The following is a 20,435-nucleotide window of genomic DNA, read 5'->3' on the forward strand; positions in this document are numbered from 1 at the left end:
TATCCTTCATAAAACAGTGTATATGAGTAATCAACAAATTTTATTTCAAATCAAGAAGGGAGGGAACCTGGTTTAAAACTTATATCCCTTTGCGTATAGTTGACTCGGATGAATGATTATGCGCAAAACAAGACCGTTCCTAACAGGAACCTGCCGTTATTCTTTCACAGTAGGTGAATGAGAAGGTGATAGCCTTGCGGACAGGAAAAAGGTGAGATCCCTTTTCGGTAGTTGGCTTTTGTCTTGGTTCGCCAACGTTTTGATAGATTTTTATAAGTTTTTTAAACCAGGATGGTGAAATAGAAGAAGGTTATTATCTTGTTTATGATCCGATTCCTTCACATGCTTTTATTGATGCGCATACCGGAGAAGACTTACATGAGCGTAGTCATTATGTAATTGAAACAAGAGAATTTCCAGCTTTAAGTGAGAAACCACAATTAGAAGCAAATATAGACCGTTTATTTCATATCGATAAGAACATTATGAAAAAAGTACATAAGGAATGTTTTTCATTTTGTCTATAAAGCTGTACAGACACAAACAACCACTCGCCCACATACAAATAGTAAAGACCACTATTTTTGCGGGGGTGAAGAGGTTGAGTCTGTTCGCCGCAATTGGATATATGATTCGTGAAATGTTTGTTTTCGTATCGTATGTCAAAAATAATGCATTTCCACAGCCGTTGTCGCCTGATGAGGAAAGGAAATACTTAGAGCTTATGGAGCAAGGCGATGCGCACGCAAGAAATATCCTCATCGAGCATAATTTACGTCTTGTGGCACATATTGTGAAAAAATTTGAAAATACAGGAGAAGATGCAGAAGATTTAATTTCCATTGGCACGATTGGCTTAATTAAGGCAATTGAAAGTTATTCGCAAGGAAAAGGAACAAAACTCGCAACATATGCAGCTCGTTGTATTGAAAATGAGATTTTAATGCATTTACGTGTATTAAAGAAAACGAAAAAAGACGTTTCTCTTCATGATCCAATTGGTCAGGACAAAGAAGGGAATGAGATTTCCTTAATCGATATTTTAAAATCAGAATCAGAAGATGTAATTGATACGATTCAATTAAGTATGGAACTCGAGAAAATTAAAGAATACATCGATATATTAGATGAACGAGAAAAAGAAGTGATTGTGAACCGATTTGGTCTTGGCATGGAGAAAGAGAAAACGCAGCGCGAGATTGCGAAAGCGCTTGGTATATCAAGAAGCTACGTATCACGTATTGAGAAACGGGCGTTAATGAAGATGTTTCATGAATTTGTTCGTGCGGAGAAGGAGAAGAAGGGGAAATGTTAAGGATAATTAGCACGGCTGTGGTAGATTCACAGCCGTATTTTTTTGTTCTATATTTTACAAGTTTATAATTTTAGCTGTGAAAGTAACTTGTGTTGATGAGCAAAAAACACGAGTTGCTTTGATAGCAATGTTGCTCAGGATGAAAATTTAGTGAAATAAAAAGTAATGGATAAAAGGAAAAATCCCTGGGGGACAGGGATTTACTAAGGGAGATATTATTATCGCGCAATGTCGAAATTTGGCATATTCAACAAATTAATATTATCACGAATTTTCAGGATATAGCGATAGTGAATGTGTCAAAAATGTGTACGGATTGCCTATAAAAGTGTTATTTAAATAGAAAGTTGTATTTGGTGAGTAAACAGGAAAAACCCCTAGCTTTCATACGGCTAGAGCTTTTTATAGAATTCATTGACTACTGTAACCCATGAATTTGTTCGTGCAGAGAAAGAGAAGAAAGGGAAGTATTTTTGAAGAAAGTGCTTGCCTTTATTCAAAGGTAGGCACTTTTCTTTTTTATCCCGCATTAACGGGCAGTAAGACCCCCACCTCAAGGTTCAGAAGAAACGAAGAAGATAGGTGGGGGATGAACAAAAACCCCCACTGATGGAAGTTTCGCTTTATATAAAATGAAACTCCTATGATAAATCGATGTTCACGGTTGAAAATGATGGGTTCTATCTGTAATATTAAAAGGTGCTAATAATTTATGATATAGAAACAAGAATAGGAAAAACTACATGTAAGGGTCTTATTACAACATTATATATCATAGTAGGGGGTTCCGCAGTTTGCAACGTACGTTATATCGATTATTGATTGAACTTACAAACGGTCGTTTTACATCTTATATATTGCGTAAATTTGCACAGTCTCATTTAAGTTCAATGATTATTCCATCTTATGCGAAGGTATTTCAAATTAACCAAGATGAGATGGAGAGGGATTTAAAAGAGTATCAAACACTTCATGAATTATTTACGCGTAAATTAAAAGAGGGCAAACGATCAATTGATACAGAAGAGTCTGCTATTGTGAGTCCGGTTGATGGTGTTTTTGCAGATCATGGTCCCATTGATGAGGCAAAAATGTTTGAGATTAAAGGGAAACGCTATTCTATTGTAGACATGCTTGATACGGACGAAAGGGCAACGCGTTACGCAGGTGGTACATACATGGTGATTTATTTAAGCCCAAGCCACTACCATCGTATTCATAGTCCACTTTCTGGTACAGTGACAGAGCGTTTTGTACTTGGAAGGAAGTCATATCCTGTTAATGCAGCAGGGATGAAATATGGAAAGGATACGTTGTCTAAAAACTATCGCTCTGTAACAGAGATAGAGAGCGAAGGCGAGCGGATGGCGCTTGTTAAAGTAGGTGCAATGTTTGTGAATAGTATTGAACTGTTGCATGAGAGAGAAACTATGCAAAAAGGTGAAGAGATGGCCTATTTTACATTTGGCTCCACAGTCGTGCTATTATTTGAAAAAGGTATGGTTGAAGTCGTTCAATCGTTAGCTAGTGGACAAGAGGTTCGTGTTGGTGAGAAAGTGGCAACTCGATTATAAAAGAGCCGTCTTATAAGATGGCTCTTTTTACAGGTGAAGCGGGGATCTCGTTCAACTAATCATAAGTGGTTAAATGTTATCTATGGAAGTTTTACTGTATATATACTTAAGACGATTTTAAAAGCTTGTCTTCTAATGAGCGTCTAATAATTTCTTGTTTAATAAGTAAAATGAAGTCAGGATTTAAATTTAGTTCTTTTGCTTTATAATAAGACTCAGTGAGTAATTCAGTAGATAACTGTTCCATATGTTTCGCCGTCAAGGCGGTTCACCTCCTGCGAAAAAGGAAATTTGTCTCATTTAATGTACCAAAAATTGTCTTATGTCACAATCTGTTGGTTATCCACATTCTGTCGTGGATAAGATGTGTGAGAATTGTTGATAATTTTCGAATTAACTGAATTTAACTGGAGGGAAATTGTGTACAAGTTTATCCACAGATGTATAATCGAAAAATGCTGTCGAAAAATTTTATCCCATTTTAATAGACAGTAGTTGTTAGATGATTTATCTCGCTCTTGCATAAAATTGCGACAAGAGTGACTTCCTGTAAGAGCCCGATAAGTTCAACTTCCACTTTGAGAACGGGTTTCTCTCAAAGTGGAAGTTGAACTATACAAAACTCCTCAAAGAGGTGAAAGAGATTGAGTTTATTTTTACCGAATGAATACGTGAAAAACGTGTATCATATTCAACCTGAAGAATTGAAAAACCGAGGTATAAAAGGAATCATTACTGATTTAGATAATACCTTAATCGAATGGGATCGCCCGAATGCGACACCGCAATTGGAAGAATGGTTTGCAAAAATGAGAGAACACGGCATTCAAGTGACAGTTGTTTCGAATAATAACGAGCAACGTGTAAAAGATTTTGCTGATCCGCTTGGTATTCCGTTTATTCATAGTGCACGTAAGCCGCTCGTTCGCGCTTTTAAACAAGCGCTAATGAAAATGAATCTGCGTGCGGCAGAGGTAGTTGTAATTGGAGATCAAGTATTAACAGATGTGCTTGGGGGGAATCGTGTTGGTTTGCATACGATTTTAGTTGTTCCAGTTGCAAAAACAGATGGATTTATGACGCGTTTTAATCGGAAAATTGAGCGTAGAATCATGCGTAATATGAAGAAAAAAGGTTTAATTAATTGGGAGGAATAAGCTTGACTGAGACGTTTAAATGTATTGGATGCGGCGTTGCAATCCAAACAGAAAATAAAAATGAAGTTGGCTATGCACCAGCTTCTTCATTAGAGAAAGAGCATATCATTTGTCAGCGTTGTTTTCGCTTAAAGCATTATAATGAAATTCAAGATGTGTCATTAACAGATGATGATTTTTTACGCATTTTAAATGGAATTGGACAATCTGATGCATTAGTTGTTAAAATTGTTGATATTTTTGACTTTAGTGGAAGCTGGCTTCCTGGTCTGCATCGCTTTGTTGGAAATAATAAAGTACTTCTTGTCGGGAACAAAGCAGATTTAATTCCAAAATCAGTAAAGAATGAAAAGCTTACACATTGGATGCGCTATAGTGCAAAACAACTTGGTTTAAAGCCAGAAGAGGTTTTCTTAATTAGTGCTGCAAAAGGTCAAGGTATCGAAGAGCTTGCGAACGCAATTGAACAATACCGTGATGGAAAAGATGTGTATGTTGTTGGATGTACAAATGTTGGGAAATCAACGTTTATTAACCGTATTATTAAAACGTTTAGCGAGGAAACGGAAAATGTCATTACGACATCACATTTCCCGGGTACAACGCTAGACTTAATTGATATTCCGCTTGATGAAACTTCATCTTTATATGATACGCCAGGTATTATTAATCATCATCAAATGGCGCATTACGTTGGAAAGCAAAGCTTAAAAATCATTACGCCAACAAAAGAAATTAAGCCGATGATCTTTCAACTGAATGAAGAACAAACGTTATTCTTCGGGGGATTAGCACGATTTGATTATATAAGCGGTGGTCGTCGTTCGTTTACTTGTCATTTATCTAATCGCCTTACGATTCATCGTACGAAGCTTGAAAAAGCAGATGCATTGTATGAAAAACATGCCGGAGAATTATTAAATCCACCAACACCAGAAGAACTTGAAAACATGCCTGAGCTTGTAAAGTACGAGTTTACCATTCATGAACCGAAAACAGATGTTGTATTTTCAGGTTTAGGATGGGTAACAGTGAATGAAGCTGGTGCAAAAATTGCAGCGCATGTACCAAAAGGAGTTAGTGTTTCATTACGTAAATCTTTAATTTAAAGTGGTGAGGGCTTGTGAAACAATTATATGGCGTAATTGGAAATCCAATTGGACATTCCTTATCACCGCTTATGCATAATGATGCATTTGTCCATTTTGAGCTGGATGCACATTATCATGCTTTTCTCGTTCAAGAGAGTGAATTAGGCGAAGCGGTGAAAGGATTGAAGGCGCTTGGAGTTGTTGGATTTAATGTGACAACGCCGCACAAGGTTTCGATTATGCAGCATTTAGATGAAATTGATCCTTTGGCAGAACAAATCGGTGCGGTAAATACAGTGCTTCATAAAGAAGGAAAATTAATTGGCTATAATACAGATGGAATAGGGTATGTTCGTTCATTGCAATCTATTAGTAAAGAGCCATTGACGAACAAACGTATTTTACTGCTCGGAGCTGGCGGTGCGTGCCGTGCAATTTATTATTCGCTTGCAGATGCTGGTGTGAAAGAGATTGACATTGCAAATCGTACAGTAGAGAAAGCAGAGCAGCTTATTGAAAAATGTAGAAGTGAAGTCATGTCTTTGGCACTTTCCTTAGAAGAAGCAACAGAGAAACAAGCGTTGTATGATATTATCATTCATACAACGACAGTAGGGATGCATCCTCATGTAGAAGATACACCGCTACGCATTCGAGGTTTGAAAAAAGGAAGCATTGTATCTGATATTATTTATAATCCGTTTGAAACGAAGTTGTTGCAAGACGCAAAAGCGCACGGGGCAATTGTGCAAAATGGCATTGATATGTTTGTTTTTCAAGGCGCACTTGCATTTGAAATTTGGACGGGACGTTTCCCGAATATAGAACGAATGACACAAATAGTAATGAAAAAGCTTGGAGGCTAAATACATGTTAACAGGAAAACAAAAACGATTTTTACGTGCAGAGGCACATCATTTAACGCCAATTTTTCAAGTTGGTAAAGGCGGCGTAAATGAAAATATGGTAAAACAAATTGCAGAAGCGCTAGAAGTACGTGAGTTAATCAAGGTTAGCGTACTGCAAAACTGCGAATTTGATCGCCATGAAGTAGCAGAAGAGGTTGCACAAGGTGCAAAAGCTGAACTTGTACAGGTAATCGGAAGTACAATCGTCTTATATAAAGAATCAAGAGAAAATAAACGTATTGTGTTACCAAAAACAAAGTAACGATTTCTAAAAGTTAGTTGAACCAATCGAGTTCGTATGGGTTTCTCGTTTTGTTATAAATGAGAATTATCACCTATAAGGACGAGGTAAAGGGGCGTTTTCTTTGAAGAGAATCGGGATTATTGGCGGGACATTTGACCCGCCTCATAATGGACATTTGTTAATTGCAAATGAAGTGTATGATACATTGGAGCTTGATGAGGTTTGGTTTCTACCAAATCAAATCCCCCCTCATAAACGAGACAAGGACGTTTCAAGTGTACGTAATCGTTTAGAAATGATTCATTTAGCAATTGAACAAGATATGCATTTCTCTATTTGTTTAGCGGAACTGGAACGAGAAGGTCCGTCTTACACATATGACACTATGTTACAATTGACAAAGGAGCATCCAGACGTTCAATTTTATTTTATTATTGGCGGGGATATGGTGGAGTATTTACCAAAATGGTATAACATCGATGAATTGTTAAAGCTTGTTACGTTTGTCGGGGTTTCACGTCCTGGTTATACACTTTTTACGCCTTATGATATTGTAACGGTAGAAATTCCAGAATTCGCTATTTCTTCTTCGCTTCTTCGCGAACGTGTTACAAAGAAGAAGACGTGCAAATACTTGCTTCCTAAAGGGGTACAGGAATATATTGAGAGGAATGGGCTATATGGATCGTAAACGGGCACTTGAAATTGTGAAACAGCAAATGCATGAAAAGCGTTATATTCATACAATTGGTGTTATGGAAACGGCTATTGAACTTGCAAAGCAATATGGTGTTGATGAAAAAAAAGCGGAAATGGCAGCTATTTTTCACGATTATGCAAAGTGTAGACCGATTTCAGAAATGGAAGAGATTATTAAGCGCGAACATTTGCCAAAAGATTTATTGTTTTATAATAAAGAATTGTGGCATGCGCCGGTTGGGGCATATTTAGTAGAACGAGAAGTCGGTATTACAGATGCTGATATACTACAAGCTATTACGTATCATACGAGTGGACATGAACAGATGACGATGCTTGATAAAGTGATTTACGTGGCGGATTATATTGAACCTGGTCGTAAGTTTCCAGGTGTTGAAGAAGCACGGAAGTTAGCGAGAGAAGATCTCAATCAAGCGTTATTATATGCTTTAAAGCATACAATCCAATTTTTAATGGAAAAGAATCAAACGATTTATCCATTAACATTTCAAACGTATAATGCAGTCATTAAGGAGGACTTTACGAAATGAAGGACAGAGAATTATTAGTATTGGCAGCGCGAGCAGCTGATGATAAAAGAGCAGAAGATATTGTTGTGTTAAATATGCAAGGAATTTCCCCGCTTGCTGATTATTTTGTAATTTGTCATGGTAACTCAGATAAACAGGTGCAAGCAATCGCTCGTGAAGTGAAAGAACAAGCGCATGAAGTACAAGTTGATGTAAAACGTATGGAAGGCTTTGAAGAAGCACGTTGGGTATTAGTTGATCTTGGTGATGTTGTTGTACACGTATTCCATAAAGATGAGCGTGATTATTATAATTTAGAGCGTCTATGGGGCGATGTACCGCGCGAAGATGTTACAGAAGAGTTAGGTCAATGAGATACGAACAATTTGCATTGTTGTACGATGAACTAATGAATGATGTCCCATATGAAAAATGGGTGGAATTTACGGAGCAAAGCTTGGGGCAAATTGGTAAAACGGATGCAAGAATTCTTGATGTTGCTTGCGGAACAGGGAATGTTACGTTACCGCTTGTACAAAAAGGATATGATGTAATAGGAGTAGATTTATCAGAAGAAATGTTAACAATTGCTCAGCAAAAGTTAGGTGAAGAAGGGCAATTTATTCCTTTTTATCAACAAGATATGCGTGAGTTAGATGTTCCAGGCGAGTTCGATTGTGTAACAATTTTTTGTGATTCGTTAAATTATGTACTAGAAGAAGAGGGCATCCAAGAGACATTCAGACGTGTATATCATCATTTGCGCCCAGATGGTTTGTTTTTATTTGATGTGCACTCTCTTTATAAAATTCATCACGTATTTCAAAATGAAACGTATACAGTGAATGAAGATGAAATCTCTCTCATTTGGAACTGTTTCCCAGGTGAAGAGCCGAATAGTGTGGAGCATGATTTGACATTTTTTGTACGAGATGAAGAAGAGGATGTGTATCATCGGTTTGATGAATTGCATATGCAGCGTACATATCCTGTTGAAGAACTGACGAAATGGCTTGAAAAAGCTGGTTTTACTGTTCTTCGTGTAACAGGAGACTTTGAAAGAATGGAAGTCACAGAACAAACAGAGCGAATCTTCTTTGTCGCTACAAAAAATGCATAATAAAAAAGCAACCATCCTCGGTTGCTTTTTTATTAGATAGCAAAAAATAAAATGTTTTATGAAGGAATATAGTTGTTTTTGTCGTAAAAGATATATTAATGCTTATTAAATTGCTGTTCTATGTGCTCTATATCCTCTTCGTACTTTTCATGTGTTCGATTTAACACCTTGTTAAACAAATCTCCAAGATGTTCTTCTAAAACGCGAATCCCTTCTCCTGTTATACCTCCTTTTACGCAAACTTTCTCCTGTAAAGTTGGCAAGGTAAAAATTTGCTTTTCTAGCAGTTTTCCCATTCCAATAATCATTTCACTCGTTAAAATAGTAGCTTCTTCCCGTGTAATATTTGTTTCCTCTACAGATGCGTCAATAAAACGTTGTAATAAGTAGCTGAAAAATGCCGGGCCGCAGCTTGCGATATCGGATGCTACTCTTGTGATATTCTCATCAATGATGATAGGTTTAGAGATTTTTTGAAACAAGTTCAATATACGTTTTTGCCATTCTTGTGAGCAGTTTTTCCCGAATGTGCATAGAGAGTCCCCGGCTAAGGCGCGATTTGTAATGCTTGGAATAACACGAGCAACGTTACAAGATACGATTGTTTCTAATTGTTCGGTAGATATGGGGCTTGTGATAGAAATCAGACATTTATCGTTGGTAAGAATTGAAGCGTGCTTTGTCAAAATAGGATGTATGTCTAATGGTTTTACACAAATAAAAATGAGCTCAGAGCGTTTGATTACTTCTTGGATTGTTTTTGCTATATGAATAGAAGGATACTTCTCTTTTATATGATATGCTTTTGCGAAAGTACGATTAATGATAGTAAGACACGAAGGTTTGACAACGCGGGCTTCGATGCATGCATCAATAAGTATATTCCCCATATTTCCTGTTCCTATTATTCCTATGTTCAATGTTTCATCCCCTCCTTCGTAACATCTTTCTCCTAAACAATATGAAGTTTATTTTGAATTTATGAATTAGAGGTGCAAAATGATGATGAATTTGCCGAGAAAGTGGTTAGTTTTGTTTGCGGCAATTGGTGTTGTCAGTATTTTATTTATATGGCAAACAAAAGGTGAACAAGGGAAATCGGCAGTGAAAGTGGAAGCGAACGCGAAGATAGAAGAAAGAAAGGAGAAAACAAAGGTAACAGAATCTAAATTTTCATCAAAAACGATTATCGTTGATACGAAAGGAGCTGTGCATCGTGAAGGGGTATATGAGTTGCAAAACGGAGCACGGGTGAAAGATGCTGTTGAAAAGGCAGGAGGTTTTTTACCGGAAGCAGATGTAACAAAAGTAAATTTAGCACAGCTTGTACAAGATCAAATGATGATTTATGTGCCGAAAAAAGGAGAGGCCGCTGTGAATGGACCGCCTGTGTCAGAAGGGAAAATACAAATAAACACAGCTACAAAGGACCAGATTGAAAAAATATCGGGCATTGGTCCTAGGAAAGCAGAAAATATTATTAAGTATCGTGAGCAGCACGGTCCCTTTCAAAAAGTAGAAGATTTATTAGAAATCGATGGAATTGGTGAAAAATCGCTGGAAAAAATGAAAGATGAAATAATTGTTCCTTAAATAAACATTGACGACTTTTTTATTATTTCGCTACACTATAAGCAGATTAAAAAGTAGGTGAAGATAATGGAACGAGTTTCTTGGGATCAATATTTTATGACACAAAGTCATTTATTATCACTTCGCAGCACTTGCACAAGGCTTGCTGTTGGCGCGACAATTGTGCGTGATAAACGGATTATTGCTGGTGGTTATAATGGATCGATTGCTGGCGGTGTGCATTGTATAGATGAAGGCTGCTATGTGATTGATAATCATTGTGTGCGTACAATTCATGCTGAAATGAATGCGCTGTTGCAATGCGCGAAATTTGGTGCGAAAACAGATGGAGCTGAAATTTATGTTACCCATTTTCCATGTTTGCATTGCTGTAAGGCGATTATTCAAAGCGGTATTACAGCGGTGTATTACGCACAAGATTATAAAAATCATCCGTATGCACTTGAGTTATTTAAACAAGCAAATGTAAGAATAAAACATGTTCCTCTTGCATTTGACGTAACAACATTGGAAGAACAACAAAAAATGCAGGAGTTAAAACAGTTTTTGTCTTCGGCACAAACGGACGAAATGACGTTAGAACAGTTGCAACAAGTATTACAACAAGTGAAAAATATGATATAAACCGTGAGGTGAGTACGTGCTATGCGGGCAATGGATTTGCGTTGCAATTTCAGTTATCTTTGGGATTGCAACAGCTTATTCCTCCTTTTCTATCATTCCTCTTCTTATATTTGGTTGTTATTGTGTGGTTTGTTTTTCGCGTCTCTCTTTTCCTCTATTCTCCTTGATTATCCTCGCGTTTGGTCTTACCTATGCATACGCAATCTATGTAGATGCGCAAAATCATTCTATGCCCTCTTTTCGGGAAGCAGACGTAATAGGTACAATTCAAAGTACGCCAATTATAAATGGAAATCGTCTTTCTTTCCAGTTGCAAATGAATGATGACGAAACGGTCCAGTTGTTTTACAAAATCCCTTCTCGTGAATTAAAAGAAAAATTGAAGCAGTTAACACCTGGTATGGTGTGTACGTTTACTGGTACGTTGAAAGAGCCACCATCTCCTCGTAATTTTTATGCGTTTGATTATAAGGATTATTTATATAAACAGCATATTCATGCTCTTTTTGAAGTCGAATCAATTTCGAATTGTGTGCAAAAAGATATTTCGTTTGTTCATTGGTTATTTTCGATGCGACAAGCAGCCGTTTCTTATATAGGAGAGACTTTTCCGGGGCAGTCAGCAGCTTTTATGAATGCTTTATTGTTTGGTGATCGTCAATATATGGCGTTTGAAGTTGAAGAACAGTATCAACAGTTTGGACTTGTTCATTTATTAGCAATATCAGGATCGCACATTGTTTTGTTAACTGCAATATGTTATTTTGTATCACTTCGAATTGGTATAACGCGTGAAAGCGCAACGATGCTTCTGTTTGTTTGTATTCCGTTATATATGTTTTGTGCAGGGGCTTCACCATCTGTTGTTCGGGCATCGATAGCAGCTGTTATTGTGTTTGTAGCCCTTACGCGAGCGGTGCGAGTGTCTGGGATGGATGCTTTAAGTATGACGTTAATAATTATGCTTTTTTATAATCCGTATGTATTATTTGATATCGGGTTTCAGTTTTCATTTATTGGAAGTTTTTCTCTTTTGTTATCTTCATCACGTCTGTTAGCGAATGAAAATGGTATAGTGAAAAATTCTATATATCTTTCCGTTATTTCCCAATTGACAAGTGCACCTATTTTGCTTTACCACTTCGGCTATCTTTCTCCTTACAGTATCATTCTTAATATGATTTATGTCCCGTTTTTATCTTTACTGGTTTTACCGGTGTGTATAGTCATTCTTGTATGTCTTATATGTCTTCCTATTGTGTCTCGGTGGTTGTCGGATCTGTTGTCCCTATGTATACATGTTTCAAATGTCATACTTCAAATGTGTGAAGCTTTACCGTTTGTACGTCTTACCTTTGGGCAAACCCAGCCGTTTCTTGTTGTTTTATATTGTATAAGTATTGTAACTATTCTTTTATCATGGGAAGGGATTATATGGAGAAAGTATCGCCTGTTGTTTCTAGCGACTTTTTTCCTCCTTAGTACATGCCACTATGCATTTCCGTATGTAAATGCAACCGGGAGTGTTACTTATATTGACGTCGGACAAGGGGATGCTATTTTGATTCGCCTTCCATACAATCAGGGGACGTACTTAATTGATACTGGCGGAACACTTCCGGTAAAGAAAGAAGAATGGCAGCAGAAAAAACATGAATTTTCTGTTGGGCATGATATTCTTGTTCCTTTTTTACAAAAAGAGGGTGTACAGATGATTGATAAATTAATTGTGACACATGGAGATATGGACCATATGGGAGCAGCGCAAGAGGTAATGCAATCTATTGCGGTGAAAGAAGTAGTCTTAGGAAAGAAGAGGAAATTCTCCTTGCTTGAACAACAAATACAGAAGCTTGCTATGCAAAAGAATGTGCCGGTTCGAATTGTAGAAAAGGGAGATAGCTGGGAGGCGGGAGAAGCGGTGTTTTCAGTATTATCACCAGAAGGAGAGGAAAAAGAAGATAATAATCAATCTATTGTACTTTGGACAAAAATAGGGGGATTAACATGGTTGTTTACGGGCGATTTAGAAGAAGCGGGTGAGAATCGCTTCATACAAAGGTATCCAGAGATGCATGCAGACGTTTTAAAGGTTGGGCATCACGGAAGTAAAACGTCATCTTCAGGGCAGTTTTTAGATACTGTTCAGCCGAAAAAGGCCATTATTTCTGTTGGAGAGAACAATCGTTATGGACATCCGCATATTGAAGTATTAGGGCGATTAAAGGAGCGTGAAATTGAGGTGTGGAGAACTGATGAACGAGGGGCGATTTCTTACGTTTTTCGAGGAGAGGCGGGAACATTTCACGGTAAGTTAACATATGATGAAACACAGAAAAAAAGAAGACTGCCACATGCAGTCTTTAAGAACCGATAAATTTAACGACTGTTGCGATGATAAATAAAGTGGTAAAAAATCCGAATGAAACGATAAAGCCTACTCCTGAGTCGACAGCGTCATTACGCTTACTTTGAACGTTTTTTTCAAATTCATTCATCTTTGAATCCCTCCCAACATTCCACTTTAGTATAAAATATTGTCAGAAAAAAATCTACAATTTATCCTTCTATTCGTGGTACGTAACCCTATAGTTAGTGGGAAATTTCGACCATTACGAACCTCTGTTAAAGCTCAATTGATTCAATGCTTTTCCAAGTGTGCTAACAGTTGTCATTCATAGCCCGCAAGGTAGATGTAAATAATAAAATTAAAGTGGTCACCGTTACGAAATAAGATTCCCGGGGCTTATTTTGTAACGTTTTATATAGATCAAGGAACGGGTAGCTGCCTGTTCCTTTAAACTTGTAAAACGGCAGTTGTCACATTACTATAAGTATATAAAGTGTTAGGGAGTAGGAAATTACATGAGTGATATACATAACAAAATAAAGAAAAAGCAATTTGCTTCGTTATACTTGTTATATGGAACAGAGGCGTATTTTATAAATGAAACACTTCGGCTTTTGACATCAGAAGCGTTAGCTGAAGAGGATCGCGAGTTCAATGTTGTTACGTATGACATGGAAGAAGCATACATAGAGGAAGTTGTTGAGGATGCAAGAACGCTTCCTTTTTTTGGGGAACGTAAAATTATCGTTGTAAAATCACCGTTGTTTTTAACATCACAAAAAGCAAAGATTGAGCAAAATGTTAAAGTGCTAGAAGAATATATTGCTGAACCTTCACCATTTTCTATCCTTGTATTTATTGCCCCGTTTGAAAAATTGGACGAGCGTAAAAAAGTTACGAAGCTCTTGAAAAAAACAGCGGATGTAGTAGAAGCAAATGCTATGCAAGTGCAAGATGTACGTAAATGGATTATAAGCCGCACGGAAGAAATGCATATTCAAATAGAAGAAGCGGCAGTTAGTTTATTGTTAGAGCTTGTTGGAAGTAATGTCACCATGCTTGCTAAGGAAATGGATAAAGTGACATTATATGTGGGAGCGGGCGGTGAAATTACGGAAAAGCTTGTCGCAGAACTCGTTCCAAAGTCTGTTGAACAAAATGTATTTTCTTTAACAGAAAAAGTAGTAAAAAAAGATATTGCAGGTGCGATGCGTATTTTAGAAGGGTTGTTCACACAACAAGAAGAGCCGATTAAACTGCTTGCGCTTCTTGTGAGTCAATTTCGTTTATTATATCAAGTGAAAGAACTTCAGCAGCGTGGTTATGGGCAAAATCAAATTGCATCTCACATCGGTGTACATCCATATCGTGTGAAGTTGGCTATGAATCAAACAAATTTTTTCTCGTTTGAAGCGTTAAAACGAGTGATTCACGAACTTGCTGAGGCGGATTATAATATGAAGACAGGAAGAATGGATAAACGTCTTGTACTAGAATTTTTTCTCATGCGTTTAAATCATATTGGATAGTGGAAAAATGTTCATGTAGATAACTACATGAACATTTTTTGTAAATAAAAAACGACCCATACGGATCGTTTTTAAACGCCTTACGCGTTTACTTGTTTCGCTAAGCGAGATTTTTGACGAGATGCAACGTTTTGGTGGATAAGACCTTTACGAGCTGCTTTGTCAAGTTTTTTAGAAGCTACTTTGTATGCTTCTTTTGCTGTTTCAAGATCGTTATTGTTAACTAAAGCCTCTACAGTTTTAACAGCTGTACGCATGTCAGACTTGATAGAAGCGTTATGTGCACGACGCTCTTCGCTAAGTTTAGCACGTTTGATAGCAGATTTGATGTTTGCCATATATTTCACCTCCCTGGTGCAATCGAGTGACTCGATTCTTACATAGAACAAGTGATATTCTATCAAACGGAGAAGAGAATTGCAATAGTGGGAACGATGAAATTTCAATATAGGAAAAGAATGTCTGAAAATAAATTGGGGAATTCTAATGAATATTGATTATAAATAGTGGAGGAGATTGTATGAGCGAACCGCTTGATTTAAGTAAATACGGGATTCGAACAGATCTTGCATTAGAAGCTCACCAAATGTTGCAAGAGAAGCAAGAAGAAAAAACTGCTATTCAAGGTGTAATTGTAAAAGAGCGCGAAGAAGAAGGGATTACAATTACAAAGGTGACGATTGATGAAAGTGCTGCTCCGGCAATGGGAAAGAAATCTGGAAATTATTTAACTTTAGAAGTACAAGGAATTCGTCAGCAAGATACCGCGTTGCAACAAAAAGTAGAAGGGATTTTTGCAAAGGAATTTTCGCACTTTCTAAAAGAAATTGGCATAGGTGAAGAAGCAAGTTGCTTAATTGTTGGTCTTGGTAACTGGAATGTAACGCCGGATGCCTTAGGTCCAATTGTTGTAGAGAATGTCCTTGTTACGCGCCATTTGTTTAAGTTGCAGCCGGAAAGTGTTGAGGAAGGTTTTCGGCCTGTTAGTGCAATTCGACCGGGAGTTATGGGGATTACAGGGATTGAAACGAGCGATATGATTTATGGTGTCATTGAAAAGACAAAACCAGACTTTGTAATTGCGATTGATGCGCTTGCTGCTCGTTCTATTGAACGAGTAAATAGTACCATCCAAATTTCGGATACTGGTATTCATCCAGGCTCTGGTGTTGGGAATAAACGAAAAGAATTGAGTAAAGATACGCTAGGTATACCGGTGATTGCAATTGGTGTTCCGACCGTTGTAGATGCAGTTTCAATTACAAGTGACACAATTGATTTTATCTTAAAGCATTTTGGGCGTGAGATGCATGAGGGTGGAAAACCATCTCGTTCTTTACTCCCAGCCGGTTTTACATTTGGTGAAAAGAAGAAGTTAACAGAAGAAGATATGCCAGATGAAAAAAGCCGCAATATGTTTTTGGGAGTTGTTGGTACGCTAGAAGAAGAGGAGAAGAGAAAGCTAATTTATGAAGTGCTAGCGCCGCTAGGACATAATTTAATGGTAACACCTAAAGAGGTGGATGCGTTTATTGAAGATATGGCGAATTTAATTGCGAGTGGCTTGAACGCAGCTCTTCATCATCAAGTTGATCAAGACAACACAGGGGCATATACGCATTGATTGGAAAAGGAGAAATAAGAAGTGGGGCAGTTTACACGCAAATGCATCATTGTCGTTGTGAGTGCATTTCTTATAATGTTAGCGGGGATGCAAGTTGCCAATAGTGGATTGAAACGAATGAAGGGTTATAACAATCCCACATATGAGCAAATTGCTCACATAACAGGAACAAACTACGGGGATATAGAAAAAATAATTCCTGAAAATGTATTTTCCGTTGAAGAAAAACAAGCGCAACTAGAAAAATTAAAAAGCTTTAATATGTTTGAAAGTATGGGGAGAGGCTTGACTTCTTTGGTGCAAAGTGTTAGTCGTAGCATAACATATACCATTGTTGATAAAATAAAAGGTGTATTTCATTAATTTAAAGTATAAAAAAGCGGCTATCTTACGTACGAGTAAGATAGCCGCTTTTTTGATTTTTAGGAAAGGTTTGTCTATTGTTTACAAATTGCATATGATAATAGTAAGAGTACTTGCTTATATCATAACACCAGTTTTCATTGAATCTTTTTCCTTGTATTGATATAATCAGTGCTAGTGTATATTGGCGAGATTAGTAGGAGTGATAAATAGATGAACAAAGAAGAAAGAGCACAAAGGCAGTCTAAAATTCGTAACTTTTCCATTATTGCTCACATTGACCATGGGAAGTCCACGTTGGCAGACCGTATTTTGGAGAAAACAAATGCGTTAACACAACGCGAGATGAAAGCACAGTTGCTTGACTCCATGGATTTAGAGCGTGAGCGCGGGATTACAATTAAATTAAATGCAGTACAATTAACGTATAAAGCGAAAGACGGAGAAGAATATATTCTTCACTTAATTGATACACCAGGACACGTCGATTTTACGTATGAAGTGTCTCGTAGTTTAGCGGCTTGTGAAGGTGCGATACTTGTTGTGGATGCGGCGCAAGGGATTGAGGCGCAAACATTAGCAAACGTATATTTAGCACTTGATAATAATTTGGAAATTTTACCAGTTATTAACAAGATTGACTTACCAAGCGCTGATCCAGAACGTGTTCGTCAAGAGGTAGAAGATGTAATTGGATTAGATGCGTCTGAAGCAGTGCTTGCTTCTGCAAAAGCGGGTATTGGTATTGAAGAGATTTTAGAGCAAATCGTTGAAAAAGTACCAGCTCCAGCAGGTGATTCTGAGGCACCGTTACAATGTATGATCTTCGACTCTTTATATGATCCATATCGCGGTGTAATTGCTTATATTCGTGTTGTAAATGGAACGGTAAAAGTTGGCGATAAAGTACGCATGATGGCAACAGGTAAAGAGTTTGAAGTAACAGAAGTTGGTGTATTCACACCGAAAACAACGCAACGTAAAGAGTTAACAGTAGGCGATGTAGGGTTCTTAGCAGCATCGATTAAAAATGTTGGCGACACGCGTGTAGGTGATACGATTACACATGCAAAACGCCCAGCAGCAGAACCTTTACCAGGGTATCGTAAATTAAATCCAATGGTATTCTGTGGTTTATATCCAATCGATTCTGCACGCTATAATGATTTACGTGATGCATTAGAAAAGCTAGAATTAAATGATTCTGCTCTTGAATTTGAACCAGAAACGTCTCAAGCACTTGGATTTGGTTTCCGTTGTGGATTCTTAGGCTTACTTCATATGGAAATCATTCAAGAACGTATTGAGCGCGAATTTAAAATTGATTTAATTACAACAGCACCAAGTGTTATTTATAAAGTATATTTAACAAACGGTGAAGACATGATAGTTGATAACCCATCTAACATGCCAGATCCGCAATCTATTGATCGTGTGGAAGAACCTTATGTAAAAGCATCTATTATGGTTCCAAACGATTATGTTGGCGCAGTTATGGAAATTTGCCAAGGAAAACGTGGTACATTTATTGATATGCAATATTTAGATGAAACACGTGTTACGTTGACATACGAAATCCCACTTTCTGAAATAGTATATGACTTCTTCGATCAATTAAAGTCAAATACAAAAGGATATGCATCTTTTGATTACGAGCTAATTGGCTATAAACCATCTAAGCTTGTGAAGATGGATATTTTATTGAATGGTGAGCAAGTCGATGCGTTATCTTTTATTGTGCATCGTGATTCAGCATATGATCGTGGAAAAGTAATTGTAGAAAAATTAAAAGAGTTAATTCCAAGACAACAGTTTGAAGTGCCTATACAGGCGACAATCGGAAATAAAGTTGTGGCACGTTCCACAATTAAAGCAATGCGTAAAAACGTATTAGCAAAATGTTACGGCGGTGACATTTCTCGTAAACGTAAACTTCTTGAAAAACAAAAAGAAGGTAAGAAGCGCATGAAATCTGTTGGTTCTGTAGAAGTACCGCAAGAAGCATTCATGGCTGTACTGAAAATGGATGATAACTAATAAAAAAGAAGCCGTACAAACGGCTTCTTTTTATTTAGGGAGCAGGACTTATATATTTAGACATCTTTGTATCTCTCCTTTACAATAGTGGTGATGCTTTTGGTTGTAAGGGAAAAAGTTATTTCGGGAAGAATGTGAATAGAGAAAGTTCGCATAGGATTACAGAAGTAAATAAACCTCCGAAATGCGGAGGTTTTCTTTTTAGAAAGGTAGGAACAGAATTTGATACAAGCTGCATATATCCATATTCCGTTTTGTCAGCATATTTGTCACTATTGTGATTTTAATAAAGTGTTTATTGAGCGTCAGCCAGTCGAACAATACTTGCAATATTTAGAGAAAGAAATTGTGAATACAGTCAACAAAACGCCTTTTCAAGAAATGAAAACGATTTTCGTTGGTGGAGGTACGCCAACAGCGCTAAATATGGAACAAACAAAGAAATTGCTAGATATTATTAATCGGCGTTTACGTCCGTTTGCACCAAATTGTGAACTAACTTTTGAAGCGAATCCGGGAGATTTACCAAAAGAAAAGTTAAATCTTCTATTAGAAGGCGGCGTAAATCGGATAAGTTTTGGTGTGCAAACGTTTCGAGATGAATTACTGAAAAAAATTGGACGCCAGCACACGAAAGAAGATGCGTTTATAGCGATTCGTGAGGCCAAGGAAGTAGGTTTTACAAATATTAATGTCGATTTAATTTATGCACTGCCAGGTCAAACGAAAGAAGATGTGAAAGAAACGTTAGAGATTGCATTTACTCTTGGGGTTCAACATTTCTCTGCATATTCTTTAATTGTTGAACCAAAAACAGTCTTTTATAATTTAATGAACAAAGGAAAGCTGAGACTCCCGGGTGAAGATAGTGAAGCTAAAATGTATGAAATTGTAATGGATGAGATGGAAAAGCACGGTTATCAACAGTATGAAATTAGTAATTTTTCAAAAGAGGGTTATGAAAGTAGACATAACCTCACTTATTGGAATAATGAAGAGTACTATGGTTTCGGAGCTGGCGCTCATAGTTACGTAAATGGCGAGCGAATTCAAAATGTAGGTCCACTAAAACAATATTTTACGAAAATTGATGAGACAGGTCTGCCGTATTTAGACGTTCATACAGTAACAGCGCAAGAAAAAATGGAAGAAGAGTTATTTTTGGGGCTTCGAAAAACAGCGGGTGTTTCAAAAGTAGAATTTAATAAAAAATTCGGTGTAGAGATGAATGACATTTTTGTAAAACAATTAAGTCATAATAAAGAACATGAATTGCTGCAAGAAACAAACACTCATGTCTGTTTAACAAGAAAAGGGAAGTTGTTAGGAAATGAAGTCTTTCAATCATTTTTAGTGGATTAACTTTGCTCAAACGGACGGTATATATAAATCCAAATTAAAAAACAGACAGAAAAACTCCTTTCTTTTTTAGGGAGGCGAGAGCATCTAGCTGCGCATAGAAAAGGGCCTTTTCCTACCACATGCAAGGTTTAAAACAGAAGGAGAAAGCAAGTAGAGGTCATATTGCATTTTGCATAGCAGCAACTTATATGTCGGAAAAATAAAATGAATAAATAACAGTAGGTGCAGAAAGGCGAATTGAGAAGATAGCGGCGGAAAAACTGCTGCTAAAAGTTTCGCTGTATCCCGCTCAAATAGCCGGTACATGAAGGTGGA

General features: G+C 37.2%; 22 protein-coding genes. 18 read left to right on the top strand and 4 right to left on the bottom strand.

Annotation, left to right across the window (positions count from 1 at the left end; all coding sequences use genetic code 11):
• Positions 1-601 precede the first annotated feature (601 nt).
• Complete coding sequence (sigK, locus tag H280_RS0116340) at positions 602-1,315, top strand: RNA polymerase sporulation sigma factor SigK (RefSeq protein ID WP_020062213.1); 714 nt, start codon at positions 602-604, stop codon at positions 1,313-1,315.
• Between the two features lie 794 nt (positions 1,316-2,109).
• A complete protein-coding gene (locus H280_RS0116345) occupies positions 2,110-2,889 on the top strand; it encodes a phosphatidylserine decarboxylase (RefSeq protein ID WP_020062214.1) in 780 nt (259 codons plus the stop codon).
• Positions 2,890-2,995: 106 nt separating this feature from the next.
• Here the strand turns inward: H280_RS0116345 and H280_RS0116350 are convergent, their stop codons facing one another.
• A complete protein-coding gene (locus H280_RS0116350; RefSeq protein ID WP_020062215.1) occupies positions 2,996-3,151 on the bottom strand; it encodes a sporulation histidine kinase inhibitor Sda in 156 nt (51 codons plus the stop codon).
• A 382-nt stretch (positions 3,152-3,533) separates the two neighbouring features.
• On the opposite strand from H280_RS0116350, the gene H280_RS0116355 reads away from it, so the two are divergent.
• The 8 genes from H280_RS0116355 (at position 3,534) to H280_RS0116390 (ending at position 8,638) form a co-directional block, all read left to right on the top strand.
• Positions 3,534-4,046 carry a YqeG family HAD IIIA-type phosphatase gene (locus H280_RS0116355; RefSeq protein ID WP_020062216.1) on the top strand — a complete coding sequence of 171 codons (513 nt, stop codon included), beginning with the start codon at positions 3,534-3,536 and terminating at the stop codon, positions 4,044-4,046.
• 2 nt (positions 4,047-4,048) lie between these two features.
• Positions 4,049-5,155, top strand: a complete 1,107-nt coding sequence (yqeH, locus tag H280_RS0116360) for a ribosome biogenesis GTPase YqeH (protein ID WP_020062217.1) — start codon at positions 4,049-4,051, stop codon at positions 5,153-5,155.
• Between the two features lie 14 nt (positions 5,156-5,169).
• On the top strand, positions 5,170-6,003 hold the full coding sequence (aroE, locus tag H280_RS0116365) for a shikimate dehydrogenase (protein WP_020062218.1): 834 nt from the start codon (positions 5,170-5,172) through the stop codon (positions 6,001-6,003).
• Between the two features lie 4 nt (positions 6,004-6,007).
• Complete coding sequence (gene yhbY / locus H280_RS0116370) at positions 6,008-6,307, top strand: ribosome assembly RNA-binding protein YhbY (RefSeq protein ID WP_020062219.1); 300 nt, start codon at positions 6,008-6,010, stop codon at positions 6,305-6,307.
• 103 nt (positions 6,308-6,410) lie between these two features.
• On the top strand, positions 6,411-6,980 hold the full coding sequence (locus H280_RS0116375; protein WP_020062220.1) for a nicotinate-nucleotide adenylyltransferase: 570 nt from the start codon (positions 6,411-6,413) through the stop codon (positions 6,978-6,980).
• The gene (gene yqeK / locus H280_RS0116380; protein ID WP_020062221.1) at positions 6,970-7,539 is read left to right on the top strand and encodes a bis(5'-nucleosyl)-tetraphosphatase (symmetrical) YqeK; all 570 of its coding nucleotides are present in this window, start codon (positions 6,970-6,972) and stop codon (positions 7,537-7,539) included. The genes H280_RS0116375 and yqeK overlap by 11 nt, the downstream gene beginning before the upstream one ends.
• Entirely contained in the window at positions 7,536-7,892 is a 357-nt protein-coding gene (gene rsfS, locus H280_RS0116385) for a ribosome silencing factor (RefSeq protein WP_020062222.1), read from the top strand. Before yqeK ends, rsfS begins: the two co-directional genes overlap by 4 nt.
• The gene (locus tag H280_RS0116390) at positions 7,889-8,638 is read left to right on the top strand and encodes a class I SAM-dependent DNA methyltransferase (protein ID WP_020062223.1); all 750 of its coding nucleotides are present in this window, start codon (positions 7,889-7,891) and stop codon (positions 8,636-8,638) included. The genes rsfS and H280_RS0116390 overlap by 4 nt, the downstream gene beginning before the upstream one ends.
• Before the next feature lie 95 nt (positions 8,639-8,733).
• On the opposite strand, the gene comER is transcribed toward H280_RS0116390, so the two are convergent.
• Positions 8,734-9,558 (bottom strand): late competence protein ComER, encoded by an 825-nt coding sequence (gene comER, locus H280_RS0116395; RefSeq protein ID WP_020062224.1) that lies wholly within the window; start codon positions 9,556-9,558, stop codon positions 8,734-8,736.
• A 79-nt stretch (positions 9,559-9,637) separates the two neighbouring features.
• Between comER and H280_RS0116400 the strand changes: the two genes are divergently transcribed.
• From H280_RS0116400 to H280_RS0116410, 3 genes are all read left to right on the top strand, one after another.
• Complete coding sequence (locus tag H280_RS0116400) at positions 9,638-10,231, top strand: helix-hairpin-helix domain-containing protein (protein WP_020062225.1); 594 nt, start codon at positions 9,638-9,640, stop codon at positions 10,229-10,231.
• A gap of 66 nt (positions 10,232-10,297) precedes the next feature.
• Positions 10,298-10,855 carry a ComE operon protein 2 gene (locus H280_RS0116405; protein WP_020062226.1) on the top strand — a complete coding sequence of 186 codons (558 nt, stop codon included), beginning with the start codon at positions 10,298-10,300 and terminating at the stop codon, positions 10,853-10,855.
• A 16-nt stretch (positions 10,856-10,871) separates the two neighbouring features.
• The gene (locus H280_RS0116410; protein ID WP_020062227.1) at positions 10,872-13,232 is read left to right on the top strand and encodes a DNA internalization-related competence protein ComEC/Rec2; all 2,361 of its coding nucleotides are present in this window, start codon (positions 10,872-10,874) and stop codon (positions 13,230-13,232) included.
• On the opposite strand, the gene H280_RS25240 is transcribed toward H280_RS0116410, so the two are convergent.
• Complete coding sequence (locus tag H280_RS25240) at positions 13,219-13,353, bottom strand: YqzM family protein (RefSeq protein ID WP_020062228.1); 135 nt, start codon at positions 13,351-13,353, stop codon at positions 13,219-13,221. The genes H280_RS0116410 and H280_RS25240 overlap by 14 nt on opposite strands.
• A gap of 367 nt (positions 13,354-13,720) precedes the next feature.
• On the opposite strand from H280_RS25240, the gene holA reads away from it, so the two are divergent.
• The gene (gene holA, locus H280_RS0116420; RefSeq protein WP_020062229.1) at positions 13,721-14,734 is read left to right on the top strand and encodes a DNA polymerase III subunit delta; all 1,014 of its coding nucleotides are present in this window, start codon (positions 13,721-13,723) and stop codon (positions 14,732-14,734) included.
• 80 nt (positions 14,735-14,814) lie between these two features.
• Here holA and rpsT read toward each other — a convergent pair whose 3' ends face one another.
• The gene (gene rpsT / locus H280_RS0116425) at positions 14,815-15,072 is read right to left on the bottom strand and encodes a 30S ribosomal protein S20 (RefSeq protein ID WP_020062230.1); all 258 of its coding nucleotides are present in this window, start codon (positions 15,070-15,072) and stop codon (positions 14,815-14,817) included.
• Between the two features lie 182 nt (positions 15,073-15,254).
• On the opposite strand from rpsT, the gene gpr reads away from it, so the two are divergent.
• The 4 genes from gpr to hemW all read left to right on the top strand — a co-directional run bounded on the left by gpr (position 15,255) and on the right by hemW (position 20,120).
• On the top strand, positions 15,255-16,358 hold the full coding sequence (gene gpr, locus H280_RS0116430) for a GPR endopeptidase (RefSeq protein ID WP_020062231.1): 1,104 nt from the start codon (positions 15,255-15,257) through the stop codon (positions 16,356-16,358).
• Positions 16,359-16,379: 21 nt separating this feature from the next.
• The gene (locus tag H280_RS0116435; protein ID WP_020062232.1) at positions 16,380-16,721 is read left to right on the top strand and encodes a DUF3679 domain-containing protein; all 342 of its coding nucleotides are present in this window, start codon (positions 16,380-16,382) and stop codon (positions 16,719-16,721) included.
• Positions 16,722-16,934: 213 nt separating this feature from the next.
• Entirely contained in the window at positions 16,935-18,758 is a 1,824-nt protein-coding gene (lepA, locus tag H280_RS0116440) for an elongation factor 4 (protein WP_020062233.1), read from the top strand.
• A 222-nt stretch (positions 18,759-18,980) separates the two neighbouring features.
• The gene (gene hemW / locus H280_RS0116445) at positions 18,981-20,120 is read left to right on the top strand and encodes a radical SAM family heme chaperone HemW (protein ID WP_020062234.1); all 1,140 of its coding nucleotides are present in this window, start codon (positions 18,981-18,983) and stop codon (positions 20,118-20,120) included.
• Positions 20,121-20,435 lie beyond the last annotated feature (315 nt).

This window comes from Bacillus sp. 123MFChir2 (assembly GCF_000383235.1).
In the GTDB taxonomy this organism is placed as follows: domain Bacteria; phylum Bacillota; class Bacilli; order Bacillales; family Bacillaceae_G; genus Bacillus_A.